This is a genomic window from Pantoea sp. ACRSB, assembly GCF_022346905.1.
Taxonomy (GTDB): domain Bacteria; phylum Pseudomonadota; class Gammaproteobacteria; order Enterobacterales; family Enterobacteriaceae; genus Pantoea; species Pantoea piersonii.
This window is the reverse complement of sequence record NZ_JAKRNL010000001.1, coordinates 1,140,617-1,158,418: the sequence shown is the minus strand read 5'-3', so window position 1 is coordinate 1,158,418 and position 17,802 is coordinate 1,140,617. Positions and strand designations below refer to the sequence as shown.

General features: G+C 58.9%; 15 protein-coding genes. 12 read left to right on the top strand and 3 right to left on the bottom strand.

What is annotated here, in order from left to right:
* Positions 1-185: 185 nt before the first annotated feature.
* Both pepD and MHZ89_RS05655 read right to left on the bottom strand, forming a co-directional pair.
* Positions 186-1,643 (bottom strand): beta-Ala-His dipeptidase, encoded by a 1,458-nt coding sequence (pepD, locus tag MHZ89_RS05660; RefSeq protein ID WP_311782166.1) that lies wholly within the window; start codon positions 1,641-1,643, stop codon positions 186-188.
* Positions 1,636-1,842, bottom strand: coding sequence for a hypothetical protein (locus tag MHZ89_RS05655; protein WP_311782165.1), 207 nt, complete (start codon positions 1,840-1,842; stop codon positions 1,636-1,638). Before MHZ89_RS05655 ends, pepD begins: the two co-directional genes overlap by 8 nt.
* Positions 1,843-1,897: 55 nt before the next feature.
* Between MHZ89_RS05655 and gpt the strand changes: the two genes are divergently transcribed.
* The 4 genes from gpt (at position 1,898) to MHZ89_RS05635 (ending at position 10,686) form a co-directional block, all read left to right on the top strand.
* On the top strand, positions 1,898-2,359 hold the full coding sequence (gpt, locus tag MHZ89_RS05650) for a xanthine phosphoribosyltransferase (RefSeq protein WP_258576248.1): 462 nt from the start codon (positions 1,898-1,900) through the stop codon (positions 2,357-2,359).
* Between the two features lie 172 nt (positions 2,360-2,531).
* Positions 2,532-3,779: an esterase FrsA gene (gene frsA / locus MHZ89_RS05645; protein ID WP_311782164.1), complete on the top strand. Its 1,248-nt coding sequence runs from the start codon at positions 2,532-2,534 to the stop codon at positions 3,777-3,779.
* 58 nt (positions 3,780-3,837) lie between these two features.
* Positions 3,838-4,239: a sigma factor-binding protein Crl gene (gene crl / locus MHZ89_RS05640; RefSeq protein WP_120451196.1), complete on the top strand. Its 402-nt coding sequence runs from the start codon at positions 3,838-3,840 to the stop codon at positions 4,237-4,239.
* Positions 4,240-4,707: 468 nt separating this feature from the next.
* Positions 4,708-10,686 (top strand): autotransporter outer membrane beta-barrel domain-containing protein, encoded by a 5,979-nt coding sequence (locus MHZ89_RS05635; RefSeq protein WP_311782163.1) that lies wholly within the window; start codon positions 4,708-4,710, stop codon positions 10,684-10,686.
* Positions 10,687-10,804: 118 nt separating this feature from the next.
* Here the strand turns inward: MHZ89_RS05635 and ompC are convergent, their stop codons facing one another.
* Entirely contained in the window at positions 10,805-11,920 is a 1,116-nt protein-coding gene (gene ompC / locus MHZ89_RS05630) for a porin OmpC (RefSeq protein WP_311782162.1), read from the bottom strand.
* Between the two features lie 255 nt (positions 11,921-12,175).
* Between ompC and proB the strand changes: the two genes are divergently transcribed.
* The 8 genes from proB to MHZ89_RS05590 all read left to right on the top strand — a co-directional run bounded on the left by proB (position 12,176) and on the right by MHZ89_RS05590 (position 17,799).
* Positions 12,176-13,279: a glutamate 5-kinase gene (gene proB, locus MHZ89_RS05625; protein ID WP_311782161.1), complete on the top strand. Its 1,104-nt coding sequence runs from the start codon at positions 12,176-12,178 to the stop codon at positions 13,277-13,279.
* A gap of 11 nt (positions 13,280-13,290) precedes the next feature.
* Positions 13,291-14,544, top strand: a complete 1,254-nt coding sequence (gene proA / locus MHZ89_RS05620; protein ID WP_311782160.1) for a glutamate-5-semialdehyde dehydrogenase — start codon at positions 13,291-13,293, stop codon at positions 14,542-14,544.
* 361 nt (positions 14,545-14,905) lie between these two features.
* Positions 14,906-15,637, top strand: a complete 732-nt coding sequence (locus MHZ89_RS05615; RefSeq protein ID WP_311782159.1) for a S24 family peptidase — start codon at positions 14,906-14,908, stop codon at positions 15,635-15,637.
* Positions 15,638-16,062: 425 nt separating this feature from the next.
* On the top strand, positions 16,063-16,341 hold the full coding sequence (locus MHZ89_RS05610) for a hypothetical protein (protein WP_311782158.1): 279 nt from the start codon (positions 16,063-16,065) through the stop codon (positions 16,339-16,341).
* Between the two features lie 202 nt (positions 16,342-16,543).
* The gene (locus MHZ89_RS05605; protein ID WP_120451203.1) at positions 16,544-17,011 is read left to right on the top strand and encodes a glycoside hydrolase family protein; all 468 of its coding nucleotides are present in this window, start codon (positions 16,544-16,546) and stop codon (positions 17,009-17,011) included.
* On the top strand, positions 17,008-17,355 hold the full coding sequence (locus tag MHZ89_RS05600) for a hypothetical protein (RefSeq protein ID WP_311782157.1): 348 nt from the start codon (positions 17,008-17,010) through the stop codon (positions 17,353-17,355). Before MHZ89_RS05605 ends, MHZ89_RS05600 begins: the two co-directional genes overlap by 4 nt.
* Complete coding sequence (locus tag MHZ89_RS05595; RefSeq protein WP_311782156.1) at positions 17,352-17,645, top strand: hypothetical protein; 294 nt, start codon at positions 17,352-17,354, stop codon at positions 17,643-17,645. Before MHZ89_RS05600 ends, MHZ89_RS05595 begins: the two co-directional genes overlap by 4 nt.
* Before the next feature lie 28 nt (positions 17,646-17,673).
* Positions 17,674-17,799 (top strand): hypothetical protein, encoded by a 126-nt coding sequence (locus tag MHZ89_RS05590; RefSeq protein WP_311782155.1) that lies wholly within the window; start codon positions 17,674-17,676, stop codon positions 17,797-17,799.
* Positions 17,800-17,802 lie beyond the last annotated feature (3 nt).

Here is a 17,802-nt window from a genome sequence, read left to right as displayed (position 1 = left end):
CATAAGCTAGCACGAAAACTTGTTAGCCATCCAGACATCTGGATAGTTTGGCGGCTAAAGCTGGTGCGCCAGGCAACGCTGGTTTTTTACAGTGGGGAATGAAAATAACGCGGTGTTTTATGCTGGTCTGACGCGCAGATATAAAAAAACCAGGCCGGAGCCTGGTTTGTTACGCGGTCGTGCGCTTACTTTTCTGGAATCGCATTCAGCAAGGTCGTGAGCAGTTTCCAGTAAAGGCCGACGCTCTCAATATGCACCTGCTCGTCCGGCGAGTGCGGACCGGTGATGGTGGGGCCGATAGAGACCATATCCATGTTCGGGTAAGGCTTCTTGAACAGGCCGCACTCAAGACCGGCGTGGATAACCTGAATATTCGGCGTTTTGTCGAACAGCGCGATATAGGTCTGACGGGTCAGCGCCATAATCGGTGAGTTTGCGTCAGGCTGCCAGCCCGGATAACCGCCTTTCGGCTTAGTCTGCGCGCCAGCCAGCTGGCCGAGCGAGGTCAGCATCTGCACCACGTAGTCGCGGCCGGTATCGATCAGCGAACGGATCAGGCAGTTAATCTCCGCCTTGTCGTGATCCATCGTGACGACGCCGACGTTAAGCGAGGTTTCCACTACGCCTTTCGCCACGTCCGAGTTGCGGATAACGCCGTTCGGCGTGCTGTTCAGCAGGTTAAGGAAGCGGTCGCGGCTCTCCGCGCTCAGCGCGTCGCCCTGATGCGCCAGCGGCTCGGTGACGACGTTGATATTCTTCTCTTTGACGCCGTGTTCGTTTTGCAGCGCCAGCAGGAAGTGCGCCGCTGCCGCTTTCAGCGCGTCGGCTTTGTGGCTCTCTACCGCCAGCGTGGCGAAGGCCTCGCGCGGAATGGCGTTGCGCAGCGTGCCGCCGGTAAAGTCAATCAGACGCAGGTCGAGCTCGGCAGCGTGCGCAGCGAGGAAACGCGCCAGCAGCTTGTTGGCGTTGCCGAGACCCATATGGATATCCGCGCCGGAGTGGCCGCCGCGCAGCCCTTTCAGGGTCAGCTTCAGCGTCTGGAAATCAGCGGGCACCGCTTCGCGCGTCAGCGGCAGCGTGGTGATAAAGTCGATGCCGCCCGCGCAGCCCATATAGATCTCACCTTCCTCTTCCGAGTCGGTGTTGATCAGAATCTCAGCCTGAAGCCAGTTCGGTTGCAGACCGAAAGCGCCATCCATGCCGGTCTCTTCGGTCATGGTGAGCAGCACTTCCAGCGGGCCGTGAGTCAGGCTGCTGTCGGCCAGCACCGCCAGCGCGGAGGCCATGCCGATGCCGTTATCGGCGCCCAGCGTAGTGCCGCGCGCTTTCACCCATTCGCCGTCGATATAGGGCTGAATCGGGTCTTTGGTGAAGTCATGCGCGGTGTCGTTGTTTTTCTGCGGCACCATATCAAGGTGCGCCTGCAGCGCTACCGGCGTGCGGTTTTCCATGCCGGCGGTAGCGGGTTTGCGGATCAGGATATTGCCGACCGCGTCGCGTTCGACCCAGAAACCCTGCTCTTTTGCCCAGCCGACAATATAGGTGGCCAGCGCTTCTTCATGAAAAGAGGGGTGCGGAATGGAGCAGATTTTGGCGAAGATATCCCACAGCGGTTGGGGAGAAAGCTGAGACAATTCAGACACGACAGGTCTCCTGTGTCAGTGCGCCGGCCAGGCCGGTGTGCGCGAGTTTCCAGTGAATGGTCGCCGTCAGCGGATCTGACGTGATGAGGCTGAGAATATCACTGTTATTGCCGGGTGCGTACTCAGGCGCGCTAAAAACCCGCAACCGGTAGTTCGGATGCTGGTTTTTAGCGCTGAGGATCCTTATAATCTCGCGCAACCTTTTTCCCGTTGCACATTATTTAAGCCGATTAAGTTGGCTGGGATCGCTATTCATGAGTGAAAAATACGTCGTTACCTGGGACATGCTGCAGATTCATGCCCGCAAACTGGCTCAGCGCCTGCTTCCTGTTGAACAGTGGAAAGGCATTATCGCAGTCAGCCGCGGTGGCCTGGTGCCTGCTTCGCTGCTGGCGCGCGAGCTGGGCATCCGCTATGTCGATACCGTCTGCATCTCCAGCTACGACCACGACCATCAGCGCGAGATGAAAGTCCTCAAGCGCGCAGAAGGCGACGGCGAAGGCTTTATCGTTATTGACGATCTGGTCGATACCGGCGGCACCGCGCAGGCGATCCGTGAGATGTACCCTAAAGCGCACTTCGTCACTATCTTCGCTAAACCGGCAGGCCGCCCGCTGGTAGACGATTACGTGGTTGATATCCCTCAGAATACCTGGATTGAGCAGCCGTGGGACATGGGCGTGATGTACATTCCGCCTATCGTTAAAGGCGCCTGATCCGCCACTTCTGACAACGCCCGGCTTGCCGGGCGTTGTGCTTTTTGCCGCAGGCCGGCTAAACGCCACGCTACCTGCCGCCGCGCTCGGGCTTTGCGCTCTTTTGCGCCTCGCGCTGTTCCTGACCCTACAGTACACTTAGCCTCTGCCAGGGTCGTCAGGAGAACCGAGTATGTCGAGCAAAAACCTCAGCGAAGAGCTGTTCAAGCCGCACTACAACTATCCCGAAACCTCATCGCTGGTGCATCGTCAGCATCATGCCGCCGTAGACGTCGAAGCGACGCTGGACGGCAGCAGCCAACACGGCTGGTATCGCATGCTCAATAAGCTGATGTGGACGTGGCGCGGCGTGCCGCCGCAGGAGATCAGCGAAGTGCTGGCGCGTATCGCCATCAGCGACCAGCGCCATACCGACGACGCGCTGCTCGATACAGTGATCGGCTTTCGCAGCGGCAACTGGGCGTTTGAGTGGTCGAAGCAGGCGGGCCTCTGGCAGCAGCGCGCTCAGGAAGAGGGCGACGACAGCCGCGCCGGGGAACACTGGCTGCGCGCCTCGCACCTTTTTAGCCTGGCTGCCTATCCCTATATCAAAGGAGATGAGCTGGCGGATCAGGCGCAGACGCTGGCGAATCGCGCCTATGAAGAGGCGACGCGCCGTCTGCCCGGCGAGCTTAAAGCGCTCAGCTTCAATATCGAAGGCGGCAGTCCGATCACCGGCTTTCTTCATATGCCGCCCAACGCGTCGGCGCCTTATCCTGTCGTGCTGCTGTGCGGCGGCCTCGATTCGCTGCAAAGCGACCACTACCGGCTGTTTCATGACTACCTGGCGCCGCGCGGCATCGCCATGCTGACGCTGGATATGCCCTCGGTGGGCTTCTCTATAAAGTGGCGGCTCAACCAGGACACCAGCTTTCTGCATCAGCAGGTGCTGCGCGAGCTGGCGAACGTGCCCTGGATCGATCACCGGCGCGTGGCGGCGTTCGGCTATCGCTTCGGCGCCAACGTCGCGGTGCGTCTGGCCTATCTGGAGGCGCCGCGCCTGCGCGCCGTAGCAACGCTGGGCCCGATGGTGCACAGCCTGCTGACCAGCGCGCAGCAGCAGGACGCTATTCCGGATATGTATATGGATATGCTCGCCAGCCGCCTCGGCATGGCCTTTACCAGCGACAGCGCGCTGCGCACCGAGCTTAATCGCTACTCGCTCAAAGTGCAGGGGCTGCTGGGACGCCGTACGCCGACGCCGATGCTCGCAGGCTACTGGCCGGGCGATCCTTTCGGTCCGGAAGAGGATGCGCGGCTGATCGCCAACTCCTCCGCCGATGGCAAACTGCTGCCGATTGCCGCCAGACCGGCGCTGGCGAATTTTGAGAGCGCCCTGAATCAGGTTTGCGACTGGCTGGCAAAGCGGTTACAACAGTAGCTGGCAAATTCACTGCGGTTTGCTTTAATACTAACGGTCAAACTTATGGAGAATTAGCATGACGTTACCGAGTGGTCACCCCCGTAGTCGCCTGCTTAAGCGCTTCACCGAGCTGGGACCGTATATCCGCGAAGGGAAATGTGAAGAAACGCGGTTCTTTTTCGACTGCCTGGCCGCCTGCGTCAATGTCAAACCCGCGCCGGAAAGCCGAGAGTTCTGGGGCTGGTGGATGGAGCTGGAAGCGCAACAGGACCATTTTACCTACGTCTATCATATCGGCCTGTTCGATAAAGATGGCGACTGGTCTGTCGCGAATATCAAGGGGAAAGAGAATAATCAGAAGGTGGAAGAGACGCTGCGTAACTTCCACACCCGTCTGAAAGCGATGCTGCAGGAGCTGAATCTGGGGCTGACCCCTGCCAGCGGCTTCGACGAACAGCCGGTCAAACTCAGCGCCTGACGCTGCTGAACCTTAAACGGCAGGCATAGCCCGATTTTTTGGCTATGCCTGTTCTGCATTATTCTGAACTTTCCGCTACGTTTATATTTCTTCGCCGCTCTGCAATATCCTTGTTAACTACTCCTTTTTATATTTCAGACGCCTCCGCATTAAAAACATTCTCTCTGCTTATTTGATTATGGTTATTAACTAACTCCGCTTTATAAAACCTTTGTAATCAACGCGGCCACTTAAAATAATCGGGCCAGATAAAACAGAGTGCGGCACAGCATAATTCTTATTCTCATTTTATTGAGGCCGATCGCACTGACGCTTTGTAGACGTTTTCCTGACGAAATGGTGTGATAACAGCCAGCGCGATTGCCTTTGTCGCGGCTTTTCTCCGTTTGTTCTCGCTATAAAAACAATGCCAACCCGGACGCCTAAAAGTCTGGGTGGTCCTGCGCTGTCTCTCTGGAGGAAAACGTTTTGTTTAAATTAAATCCCATATTATTAAGCCTGGCCGCTGCGCCCGGGCTGTTTTTCCCCGTTACTTTTAGTCACGCCGCCACGTTAAAACCTTTTTCACCCTTATTAAATGACAATAAAGCAGGCGTATTTTGCGTCTGTAATGGAACGACGCAAACCCTGAGCGGTATTCAACGCTTTCAGCCGGGCGAGGATGGCGGCGGCCGTATTACCATCGGCGAATTATTAAGTAGCGGCAGAATTATTTCCGATGACAATGTTATTGGCGCGGATCGGCTGACGTTCGGCGCGCAAAATTATGTGATTAGCGTGCCTGACGTCAACGGCAGCGGAAGTAATCAGCTGCAGGTCTTTAATACGGCGAATATCAGCGCGCTCGCCTCGGTAACGCCCGCCAGCGAGCTGCCCAACTACTACAACGTCAACGGACAGCAATATATCAATACCCGCGTGGCGCAGGTGAGCAACGGCGTTATCAATGTCGATATCGGCGTCGACGGTGCGGCGACCACCGCCGCCACCAACGGCTGGAGCATGGCAGCGAAACAGAGCCAGCTGTTTACCGCCAGCGGCAGCGGCGCGATGAACTGGCAGTCTGACAACCGCATCGCCTTTACCGGCTCGGCAACGGAATATACCTACAATCTGGCGTACTGGGTCGATAACGTCGCCCAGTACAGCGGCCCTTTCAGCGTGACCACGCTGGACGGCAACAGCCGTGAGTTCAACGTCGCCAGCCTGAGCGATCTGCAGCGGTACAACGACTGGCTGATTGAGCAGCTGCAGAGCGGCAACCTCAGCGCTGGCAGCTACAATGCCGAATTCAACAAAGCGCTCTCTCTCTACAGCGCGCCCATCGCCTACGTGATCGACGCCGATGAGTACAACGACGAGGTAACGCAGCCGGTAGGCGAGCGCGTAGTGCTGAACGCGGACGGCCCTGGTGCCAGCGTCTCGGTGCAGAAGGGGGCGACGCTGGAAGTGGTGGACTCGGACGGCGGCGCGGTGCGCGCTACCAACGGCGCAAAAGCGACGATTGATGGCAAGCTGGCGGCCAGCGGATCGGCGGCCCATGAGAACACGGCGCTGCGCCTCTCCGGCAGCCGCGGCGTCAACAATGGCGTTATCAACGGCGGCTTCTTTAACAACCCCGACGGCAGCGGCGTGGATCCTGCAACGCTGGGCTACAGCGGCACCACGGTGCTGGCGACCGACGGCAGCCGCTTTATCAACAACGGCGTGCTGAATTACGCCATCACGCAAGAGGGCGACGCCAGCAGCGCGCTGCGGCTAAGCGACGCGCTGGGGATCAACAACGGCAATATGAATATCGGCGTGGCGGACGCCATCGGCAGCCGCAGCAGCGCTGGCGTGGTGCTCAATACCGACAACGCCAGCTTTATCAACGGTGCGGGCGGCGTTCTCTACGTTGGCCGCACGCCGCAGAATGATAAAGGCGATGCCACCGAAGATGTGGCGATTAACCAGAGCGGCGGCGTCAGCGCCATTTCTCAGTCGCTTAACTCGACGGTCATTAACGACGGGCGCATCGTGCTCGGCAGCAAAGTGCAGAACGGCGTAGCGATGCGCGTCGAGGATGGCCCTGAAGCAGTTGCGCTTAACAACGGCACTATTGATATCAACGGCCGGGCGCAGTTCAGACCGGCAGAAAACGTCGGCCTGCTGGCGATCAATGCCGGCAGCGGCGGGCTGGTGGGCAACACCGGCACTATCAATCTCAACGGCGACGGCGGCACCGGCATCAAGGTCATCGCCAGCGACGGCGAGCGCGCCAGCGCCTTTTCCAGCGGCGCGATTAACGTCACCGGCCGCGCCGATACCCTGAACGGCAGCTTCAATACGGCGGTATGGGTCAACGGACAGGGCAGCGGCGTCGCCTCCGCCACCCTGAGCGGGCCGATCGCCCTGCAGGGCAGCGGCGCCATCGGCATTCGCGCCGAGGGCAAGTCGAGTGTCGATCTTACCGCCGACGCGGTGCCGCAGCTGGGCGGCAACGGGCAATATCAGATGGGCTTTCTGGCCATAGGGCCAGAAGCCAGGATCGCCCTGCCGAAAGCGGGCAACTATGCCACTGGTTCCGACGACTGGTATGCCACTATCTTTCGCTATCAGGACGGCGCGGACTTTGACGGCGCAGGCCTGACCATCGCGCCGGGCGCGGCCTTCTCGACCGGCATTGAGGCCGTTGGCGAAGGCTCGGTAGTCAACACCCACGGCGCGACGTTTAACATCGGCAACACCTCGACCGGTCTGCGCATTGAGGGCGGCGCGCAGGCCACTATCGATGCGGCGACGCAGCTTAACCTGAACGTAGGCGGCGCGACGGCGGCGGTGGTAGACGGTAATTACTACAACCTGACGCGCTACATCACCAACAGCTTCGATCAGCCCTTCGCTTCCACCCTCGTCAACCATGCGGCCATCAACGGGCAGGGCAATCAGCAGATCGGTTTGATCGCTCAGTATCGCGGGGCGCTGACCAATACCGGCGATATTAACCTGCGCGGTGATCAGAGCTACGGCATCCAGGCGCTCATCAGCGGCCAGGCGGTTAACAGCGGCAATATCAGCGTCAGCGACGGTGCTGTAGCGCTCTTTGCGTCAGGCTACTCGTTTGACTCCCCTGGCGGCGGCACCGCTATTACCAGCAGCGGCACGCTGAACGTGACGGCAGGCAGCGCGGACGGTTTTTTCCCTACCACCGGCCTGTATGCCTCGGGTGACGCGGCGCGTATTGAGCAGAACGGTACGGTTAATCTCTACGGCGGCAACGTGCTGGCGGGCGAGGCGCTCAACGGCGGCACGCTCGTGCTTGGTCAGCAGACCAACGTCGTGTTTCACGACCCCAACCAGACCGCCTGGCGGGTGGTGGAAGGCGGCGGCATTATCTATGCCTACGGCAGTAATCAGGATGTCTCTACCGAGGGTTCAACGCTCTACCAGCTGGGCGACGGCGCCATTCTTTCGCTGCAGCGCCTTGGGGAGATCACGCTGAGCGGCGCCAATACCACCGGGGTGAAGATGTCCGGCACCGCCACCCTGTATGACAATGAGACCTATTTTGTTAACGGTAAGGGTGCGGTGGCGCTGCGCGCCTCAAACGGCGCCTACGGAGATTTAGGCGATGTGTGGCTGAACGGCGAAAACAGCATCGGCGCCATCAGCGAGAATGGCGACGGCGCGGTGTTCAGCAACGGCAACATCATCGGCAGCGGCAAAAACGCCACCGCGTTGCAGGCAAGCGACGGCGCAACGGTCATGAACAACGGCACTATTCTGCTTTCCGGCGAAAACAATACCGGCGTGCGGCTGTTGAATGGCGGCCGCGCCATCAACAACGTCTGGATCAGTGTGGCATCCGGCGTAGGCATTGACGTCAGCCAGGGAGCAGGCATTTATCAGCCTTATAACGGGACGGTGCAGGTGGACGGCGGCATCGCTGGCGCGCGCGTCGGGGAAAACGCCACGCTGGATATTCAGGGGGATCAGTTTTTCCGCAGCGGTATCTGGGCCCGCGGCGGCGCGGATACGGTATTGCTGGATCGCGGCGCGGCCGGTTTACAGGCAAGCGAAATTACCCTGAGCGCCGAGGGCGGCGGCAGCGCCATCAATAACCGCGCCGAAACCGCGAATATTGCGCTGAATAATGCCTATATCATCGCCATCAATGGTGCAGGCATACGCTCCGCCACCTCCTTCGACTATGGCGGCAAAGCCTATCTTTCCATTCTTGAAGGGGCGACAGGCTATCTGTTTCAGAATGAGGATGGCTCAACCACCGCTAACGATCTGCGGGTAGGGCCGGGGTATCAGATTGTGGTCGACGGCAGCGGCGACGCGATCCGCGCTAACACCACCGGCCGGGTCTTCTCTGACGGCTTTATCGCCATCACCAGCGAGAGCGGCGGCTCGGCCATCGTCACCCACACCGCCAGCGAGGTCGTTAACCGCGGCTCGATTTTCTCCAACAGCCGCGTGTCGCCGGTGATCGATCTGCGCGGCGGCCAGACGGTATTTATCAACCAAGGCGATATCAGCACCACCTTCCCGGAGACGCCTGTGGTGGCGGGCGGCGCGACCAATGACCAGCTCGCCTTTATCGGCGGCAGCGTAATCGGCGAGGTCGATACCGGCAACGGCAGCGATACCCTTGCCGTTACCGGCGGCACCCTCAACGGCAGCCTGACCATGGGCAGCGGCGAGAATAATCAGGCGCTGATAGAGAACGTTAGCCTGGCGAATACCCGCCATATCACCACCGCAGGCGGCGTGGGCAGCACGCTCAGCTTCAGCAACATCGACGCCAGCGGCGGTTCGTTCAGCCGCGACGATCTCAGCAAAGGGGTTAACCTCGGCGCGGGCTGGAGCACGCTCAACTTCTATAAAACGCAGTGGACGCTGACCGACAACCTCAAACTGGCACACAGCACGATTAATATCGATCGCGACTCCACGCTGTTTGCCGGAAATAACGTTAATCCGCTGCTGGCGGGCGCGACCAATGACTCGCTGGTGGTAAACAACGCCGGTACGCTCGACCTGAGCAGCGGCGGCGCGGCCAGTAACCTGCTTACGATTGACGGCACGCTGGCGTCGCTCGGCGGCACGCTTAAGCTCGCGACCCGGCTTAACGGCGCAGGTGGTCAGAGCGACGCGCTGCGGGTAAACGGCAACGTCACCGGCACCACGCTGATTGAGGATCGGCTGAGCGCCAGCAGCGCCGTAGCGCAGAGCGACGCTAACGGTGACGGCGTTATCGACGGCAGCGAAGGGATCTCGCTGGCGCAGGTCTCTGGCAGCGCCAGCGCTGACAGCTTCGCGCTGAAAAGGGACTACCTCGTCGCCGGTCCATGGCAGTACGGGCTCTACGCTTTTGCGCCTGACAGCAGCGGCCAGGGCTGGGATTACCGGCTCGCCAGCCGCTACGTGTGCGAGGATGGCTCGCTTTGTCAGCCGCAGGCGGGGCGCGCGACATCGCCGGCGGTGCGTCCGGCGTTAGCGCCGCAGGTGCCCTCATACCTCTCCGCGCCGGTGGGCCTCGCCTGGTACACCCAGGCGATCACCGACGATCTGCATAAGCGTCTCGGCGAGCTGCGCGACGGTGAACGCAGCGGCGCGGGCGGCGAACTCTTCCTGCGCTATCTCGGTTCGAACCTGACCTATATGAGCAATCGCGACGTTAGCGACTACGGCTTTGACGCCGATATCGACTACAGCGCGGTGCAGCTCGGCGGCAACCTGCTGCAGCTGGACGGGGAGAGCGACAGCCTGCGCGGCGGCGTGGCCTATACGCGCGGCAATACGCGCATTCGTCCGCACGCGGCCGACGGCTTTAGCTCCACGACCTTCGACAGCGACAGCGTCTCGTTCTACGGCACCTGGCAGCGCGACAGCGGGTTCTATCTCGACGGCTCGCTGAGCTGGAGCTGGCACCGCGGCGATACCGATATCGCGCGGCAAAAAGAGGTCGGAAAAGTGAAGGGCGACGGCTGGAGCGCCTCGCTGGAGTCGGGCTATCCCTTTATCTTCGCCAACGGCGTGCGTCTGGAGCCGCAGGCGCAGCTGACATGGATGCGTCTGAAGTTCGATGACACTCGCGATAAGGATGGCGTTGACGTGGCGTTTGACGACAACGACCAGACTATCGGCCGTCTTGGCGCGCGGCTGGATCGCACCTGGCAGGACGATGCGCAGCGCGAATATACGCCTTATCTGCGCGCCAGCTATACGCGCGGCTGGGGCGGCGGGTCGAAGGTGAAAGTCGGCTCGGCGGAGAGCGCTATCAGCCAGGACTTTAACAGCGGTAAGTTCGGTCAGACGTGGGATGTCGGCATCGGGGGCACGACCCGCTTTCGCAGCGACGTTTCACTCTATGCCGAGGCGGACTACCGCAAGGAGATTGACGGCAACGGCGTGAAGGGCTGGCGCTATAACGCCGGGGTGCGCTGGACGTTCTGATCGCCGCGACTCAAGCGACAAAAAGAAAGGGCCGCTGATGAGGCGGCCCTTATTTACAGACACATTGAGGGGAAAACACTGTCGCCGTCGCGCGTCGCTTCGCGGCGGCGTCAGAGGGTTAGAACTGGTAAGTCATGCCTACAGCAACCACGTCGTCGTTGTTCAGGCTCAGACGGTTGTCGTCGTCCAGCTGGTTGATTTTGTAATCCACGAACGCTGACATGTTTTTGTTGAAGTAGTAGGTGGCGCCCACGTCGATATATTTCACCAGATCCGCATCGCCGATACCGTTTTCGATATCTTTGCCTTTGGTCTGAACGTAGCCCAGTGACGGACGCAGGCCGAAATCAAACTGATACTGCGCCACCAGCTCGATGTTCTGCGCTTTGTTCGCTGCGCCTACGGCCCGCTGGCCCGTTACGCGGTCGATGCCGTTGAACGGGGTCATATTGCGGGTTTCGGTGTAGATCGCCGCCAGGTAGACGCTGTTGGCGTCATACTTCACGCCAGCGCCCCAGGAGTCCGCGCGGTCGCCATGTCCGTAAGCGTTCGTCTGCTGCAGGTTGGTGCGGTCGGACGAGGTAATCGCCGACATCAGGCTGATGCCGGTATCGCCAATGGTGTAGCCCAGTGACGCGCCGTAGCCGTCGCCGTTCTGACGGCTGGTTTCAGTACGTGCGTTGCCGCCGTTGGCGTCATTGCGGCCCTGGTACTGCAGCGCAAAGCGCAGGCCATCAACCAGACCGAAGAAATTGTTGTTGCGATAGGTGGCTACGCCGGTAGCGCGCTGCGTCATAAAGTTGTCAGCACGCGCCGTACCGTCGCCGCCGAATTCCGGGAATACGTCGGTCCAGGCTTCTACGTCATAAAGTACGCCGTAGTTGCGACCGTAGTCGAACGAGCCATACTGGCCGAATTTCAGACCGGCAAAGCCCAGACGGGTTTTGTTGCCGTTGTTATAATCGGTGCCGCCTTCAGAGTTGTTGAGGCTGTACTGGTATTCCCACTGGCCGTAACCGGTCATCAGGTCGTTGATCTGGGTCTGGCCTTTGAAGCCGATACGTACGTAGGACTTATCCCCGTCCTGGCTGTCCGCGTCGCTCAGATAGTGCATCGCTTTTAATTTGCCGTAGAAGTCCAGCTTGTTGCCGTCTTTATTATACACTTCCGCCGCATGAGCAGCAGAAGTCAGCGCCAGAGCCGATACGACGAGTGCCAGTGTACTTTTCTTCATTTGCTATCAATCCCAATGAGTAAAATGTGTTATGCCCCTGAAAAGGGCTTATTAAACAGGGGACGTTTTACCGGTTGTAGATGAAAGTTTTATGACATTTTTTCTGATTTCTTGTTATCTGCGAACTTTTGGTCTACCGGATTGTCCAGGGTTTTTCGTGCTTTTCCCCGGTAGAGAGTTGGCTTCGCTTCTGACTCCTGATAAAAAGTTCCTTCGCAGAAATTTTTTTCTTTTTTTATTTAAACGGCAGGAAATATGAGCGGCAGTCAGACCCTCGTGGTCAAATTGGGGACCAGCGTCCTTACCGGCGGTTCGCGCCGGTTGAACCGGGCGCATATGGTGGAACTGGTTCGTCAGTGCGCGCAGCAGCACGCGGCCGGCCATCGCATCGTGATCGTTACCTCCGGCGCAATGGCGGCTGGACGCGAGCACCTGGGTTACCCGGAACTGCCCCCTACCATCGCCTCAAAGCAGCTGCTGGCTGCGGTGGGGCAGAGCCGTTTGATCCAGCTGTGGGAGCAGCTTTTCTCCATCTACGGCATCCATATTGGTCAGATGCTGCTGACCCGCGCGGATATGGAGGATCGCGAGCGTTTCCTGAACGCCCGCGATACCCTGCGCGCGCTGCTGGATAACCATATCGTGCCGGTTATCAACGAAAATGACGCGGTGGCGACGGCGGAGATCAAAGTTGGCGACAACGATAACCTGTCGGCGCTGGCGGCGATGCTGGGCGGCGCCGACAAGCTGCTGCTGCTCACCGATCAGCAGGGGCTTTACACGGCCGATCCGCGCAGTAACCCGCAGGCGGAGCTGATCAGCGACGTGCATGAAATCGACGACGCGCTACGCGCGCTGGCGGGCGACAGCGTCTCCGGTCTGGGCACCGGCGGCATGTCCACCAAGCTGCAGGCGGCGGACGTCGCCTGTCGCGCCGGTATCGACACCATTATCGCCGCGGGCAGCCGACCCGGCGTTATCGCCGACGTAATTGCCGGCAAGCCGGTTGGCACGCGCTTTCACGCCATGCAGACGCCGCTGGAGAACCGCAAGCGCTGGATCTTCGGCGCACCGCCGGCTGGCGAAATTACCGTCGACGACGGCGCGCTGGCGGCGATGCTCGAACGCGGCAGTTCGCTGCTGCCGAAAGGCATTCGTGACGTGCGCGGCAACTTTTCGCGCGGCGAGGTGATCCGCATTCGCAGCCTGCTGGGACGCGATATTGCACACGGCGTCTCGCGCTATAACAGCGATGCGCTGCGAATGATTTCTGGTCGTCACAGTCAGCAGATCGGGGAGATCCTCGGTTATGAATACGGTCCGGTGGCCGTACATCGCGACGACATGATCGTCAGTTAAGGAGCGGTCAAATGCTTGAAGAAATGGGAAAAGCGGCGCGCGCCGCCGCGTATAAGCTGGCCGATCTCTCGACCGCAGAGAAAAACCAGGTCCTGCTGGCGATCGCCGATCGTCTCGATGAGGAGCGCGATGCGATTCTGGCGGCCAACGAGCAGGATCTCGCCGATGCGCGCGCGAACGGCATGAGCGCTGCGCTGCTCGATCGCCTGACGCTGAATCCGCAGCGCCTGAGCGCCATCGCCGACGACGTGCGTAAGGTATGCCAGCTCGCCGATCCGGTCGGCCAGCTGATCGATGGCGGCCAGCTCGACAGCGGTCTGCGCATCGAGCGTCGCCGCGTTCCGCTCGGCGTGGTAGGCGTGATTTATGAGGCGCGCCCCAACGTGACGGTGGATGTCGCCAGCCTGTGCCTGAAAACCGGCAACGCCTCGATCCTGCGCGGCGGCAAGGAGACATGGCGCACCAATGCGGCCACGGTGCGAGTGATCCAGAATGCGCTTCAACAGTACGGCCTGCCGACGGCGGCGGTGCAGGCGATTGAAAATCCGGATCGTGAACTGGTGAACCAGCTGCTGAAGCTGGATCGCTACGTCGATATGCTGATCCCGCGCGGCGGGGCAGGGCTGCACAAGCTCTGCCGCGAAAACTCGACGATACCGGTGATTACCGGCGGGATCGGCGTTTGCCATATCTACCTGGATGAAACCATGGAGATCGCGCCGGCGCTGGAGGTGATCGTCAACGCGAAAAAACAGCGGCCCAGCGCCTGTAACTCGCTGGAGACCCTGCTGATCCATCGGGCGATCGCCGATCGTTTCCTGCCGGCATTTACGGCGCGGATGGCGCAGGAGGGGATCCCGCTGCACGCTGATGAGAACCTGCTGGCGCAGTTACAGGACGGCCCCGCCAGCGTTACGCCGATCAAAACGGGCGACTATGACGACGAGTGGCTGTCGCTCGATCTCAACGTGAAGCTGGTGGATGATATGGATGCGGCTATCGAGCATATCCGCACACACGGCACCCAGCATTCAGACGCCATCCTGACGCGCAGTACGCAGAATGCCAGCCGCTTTGTTAAACAGGTCGACTCCTCGGCGGTTTACGTAAACGCCAGCACGCGTTTTACCGACGGCGGTCAGTTTGGACTCGGCGCGGAGGTCGCGGTGAGCACGCAGAAGCTGCATGCGCGCGGCCCGATGGGGCTGGAGGCGCTGACCACCTACAAATGGGTCGCATGGGGCGACGATACGCTGCGTCCCTGATCGCGATTTTATTTAACAAAAAGGGTGTCCAGAACGGGCACCCTTTTTTTTAACGCCGCTTTTTCGATCCAGTTAATTTTGGAGTTTTACGGTGCGACTTTCGGCGCGTCAGGACGTCACTTTTTTTTACGCAAAGCGGTTGCCTGTTTTTTGCCCATTTTTCTACGGAACATTCCTGAAAGCCGCGCCGCAACGGGCCGCAGCGCATTCGAGACTGGTTGCGCAAGACGTGAAGAGGATAATGATAATTAGCGCTGCTTTACAAAAGCAATTGGGTAGCAAACGGACGGTAATATAAAATGAACTGGTAGCAATAATGAAAATAACATCCAGTATCTCCTCTATGGCAGATTATTAACTAATGGTTAAAAAAGAGAGTACGAGACAAGCTTTTACTGCCAGGCTGATTGCCGCTTGCGAAAGCGCGGGAATTGTCGGACATGGACGAAATAAACAGGTTGCCAAAGCGTTACAACAGTTGGGATGCAAAATATCGACGCCGGGCGTGTGGAAGTGGTTCAACGCACAATCGGTGCCTGATGATAATAACTTGCTGGCATTGAGCCGTCTGCTGGGCGTACGGGTTGAATGGCTACAGTACGGAATGGAAAAGCCTGCTGAATCGTTGTCAATCGACAGCCTTAACGCGCAGCGCAATGTGTTCCGTATTGAAAGCCTCGATATTGGGCAAAAGTCAGCATCCGGGTTGTTTGCGCGGGAAGAGTTCGTCGAGACCATCCATGCCATTGAATATGGCGTGGATGAGGCGCGCGTGCTTTTCAATGGCCGTCCGGCGGAAAACATCCGGTTAATTGCCATCAACAGCGATTCGATGGTGGAGACCTTTGCGCCGCGCGATCAGCTGTTCGTGGACATCAGCGTGAAGGTTTTTGACGGAGACGGTATCTACATTTTTACCCTGGATAACCAGCTTTACCTCAAGCGCTTGCAGCTACAGCATAAAAAAATTGCTGTTATTTCAGATAATAAGCGCTATGAAACCTGGTATCTTAATCGGGAGGATGTTGACAGTATGCAGGTGATGGCCAAGGTCATCCTGAGTCAGGCGCGGCACTACCAGCTACTGGGTTAGCTTCTGTATAAAATCTGTTCAGTATCAGGCGGCTGAAAAAAAATAATTCAGCAAAATTCAAAAATTTAACCAATAGTAAATAAAAAATTAACTGTTGGTGTTTGATAAAGCATAAGAACAGGTTAATAATTTGAGCGTGGACCAACGAAGCCCTTCTCTCACGGAGTGAGCCGCTCTTAAACAATCGAGGCGCTGCACAAGCGCGAATCATACCATCACAAAGTCAGTGAACTTTGGGATGGGGTGGATGCGCACATGCAGCGTCGTCAGATGCCGCCTTTTTCTCCCAACTCGCGCTTAGCCTGGCTGTTATTACAGCCGGGTCACTGCGCTGTGAGCGGAAAACGCGGCATCCGGGACGGTTCGGCTTGCCGAAAACCCGCGCCTGCCACCCCATCGCCAAAGACTCATTCACAGGAGGAGTTATGGCGATAATACATTATGGCAAAAGCGTATTCGTAGGTAATGCACGCACCCGCAGACATCGTCGGCGTCAGCCGCTCAGTCGACTCAAGCTCAGCATCGATCAGGCGCTGGGCTGCGAACCCGAAAATCCCCCTTTACGTCGCGCCGAACGCATCGCTCAGCGTCCGGTGACCTCGCGTGTTGAACGGGCTATCGCCCCGACGCACGTTAACCGTTCTGAAACCGCCAGTTTCGATAACTGCTGTCTGCCGCATGTGCATCTCTACGCCGTGCGCTGAACCTGCCCTGTTTCCTGCCTGTACCGCTGTACTTCACCTTTTCTCCCGTTTTGTCTGAACGGGGAGCCTGACCGCACTGTTTAGTCCTGCTGCTGGGTTCGCCTGGGGCGTTGCTGGGGTTATCTCTGGCACTGATCAGTGCGCTTTAACTGTCGTTGTCGCATCGGGAATGCTTTCCCATGCCCGTAATAGAGGAATGGTTATGAGCCAGATTATTGAGATTCTCAATTTTGAAGAGGGTTACGTCGAAGCGCCTTATCTCGACACACAGGGATTTCCTACCGTGGCGGGCGGCATTCGCATCGGACCAAAGGGCGCGTCGCTCAATAACTATGTGTTTCGCGTGCCGCGTCAGGTCGGCGACGTCTGGAAGAAATGCATCATTGAGGGCAAAGCCCAGCAGATGCAGAGCCGACCGCTTCTGCAACAGGCGCTGGCAAAGTGCAATGACGCACGCAGCGACGTGCTTTACAGCATGGCGTATCAGCTCGGCGTGGATGGCCTCTCGCTGTTTACCAGCATGCTGAGCGCGGTGGCGGCGGAGGATTACGACAGCGCGGCCAACTCCATGCTCAACAGCCTGTGGGCGCGTCAGACCCCGGGACGCGCTCGCCGTCATGCCGAAGTGATGCGCAGCGGCACCTATGACGTTTATCGGGGGCTGCTATGAAATGGTTACTTTTTATCATCGCCGTCCTGGCGGTCATCGTTGTGCTGCTGATTATGCAGCGCTTTACCACGCTGGAGTTTGTTGCCCATGCGCGGCTGCTGTTTAAAACCTGGTCTGTCTGGCTGGCGTCGCTGGGATCGATGCTCAGCGCCTGGGTGCAGTCCTTTCCTGAGGCGGCGCTGAACGCCTGGAATACCCTGCCGGAAGACGTTAAAGGCATTCTTCCCCACAACTATCTCGGCCTGATCGGCGCCTTTATGGTGGCGATGGGTGTTATCGCGCAGTTTGTGCGGCAGAAGAATCTGCTGCTGCAAAAGCAAGCACTGGAGGCGAACAAAAAATGAGCCTGTTTACCGCACTGCTTACCGGCGGCTGGCACTGGATCGCCGTTATTGGGGCGCTGATTGCCGCGCTGGGCGCCAGCTATTTCGGCGGCAAAAAGATCGGCAAGGTGCAGCAGCAGGCCAAAGCCGATACGGAGAGCGCGAAGAAAGAGGCGGCGCAAACCGCCGCCGTCGCGCATCAGCAACAACTGCATCGCGAGGAGGCGACCCGTGTTACGACCGATAACAGCAATCTTGATGACGCTGCTGCTCGCGACAAGCTGCAGCAGTCGAAATACAACAAACCCTGAGCCAGCGGCCGTCACCGATTCGGCCTGCGTGCTTTTTTCACCGATTTACACCCACGGCGACGATGCGCAACGCATGGACGTTCGCACCGTTCGCGCCATCAATACCCACAACGACATGTGGGACCAACTTTGCGGCCGTCCGGCCACGCGCTGACAG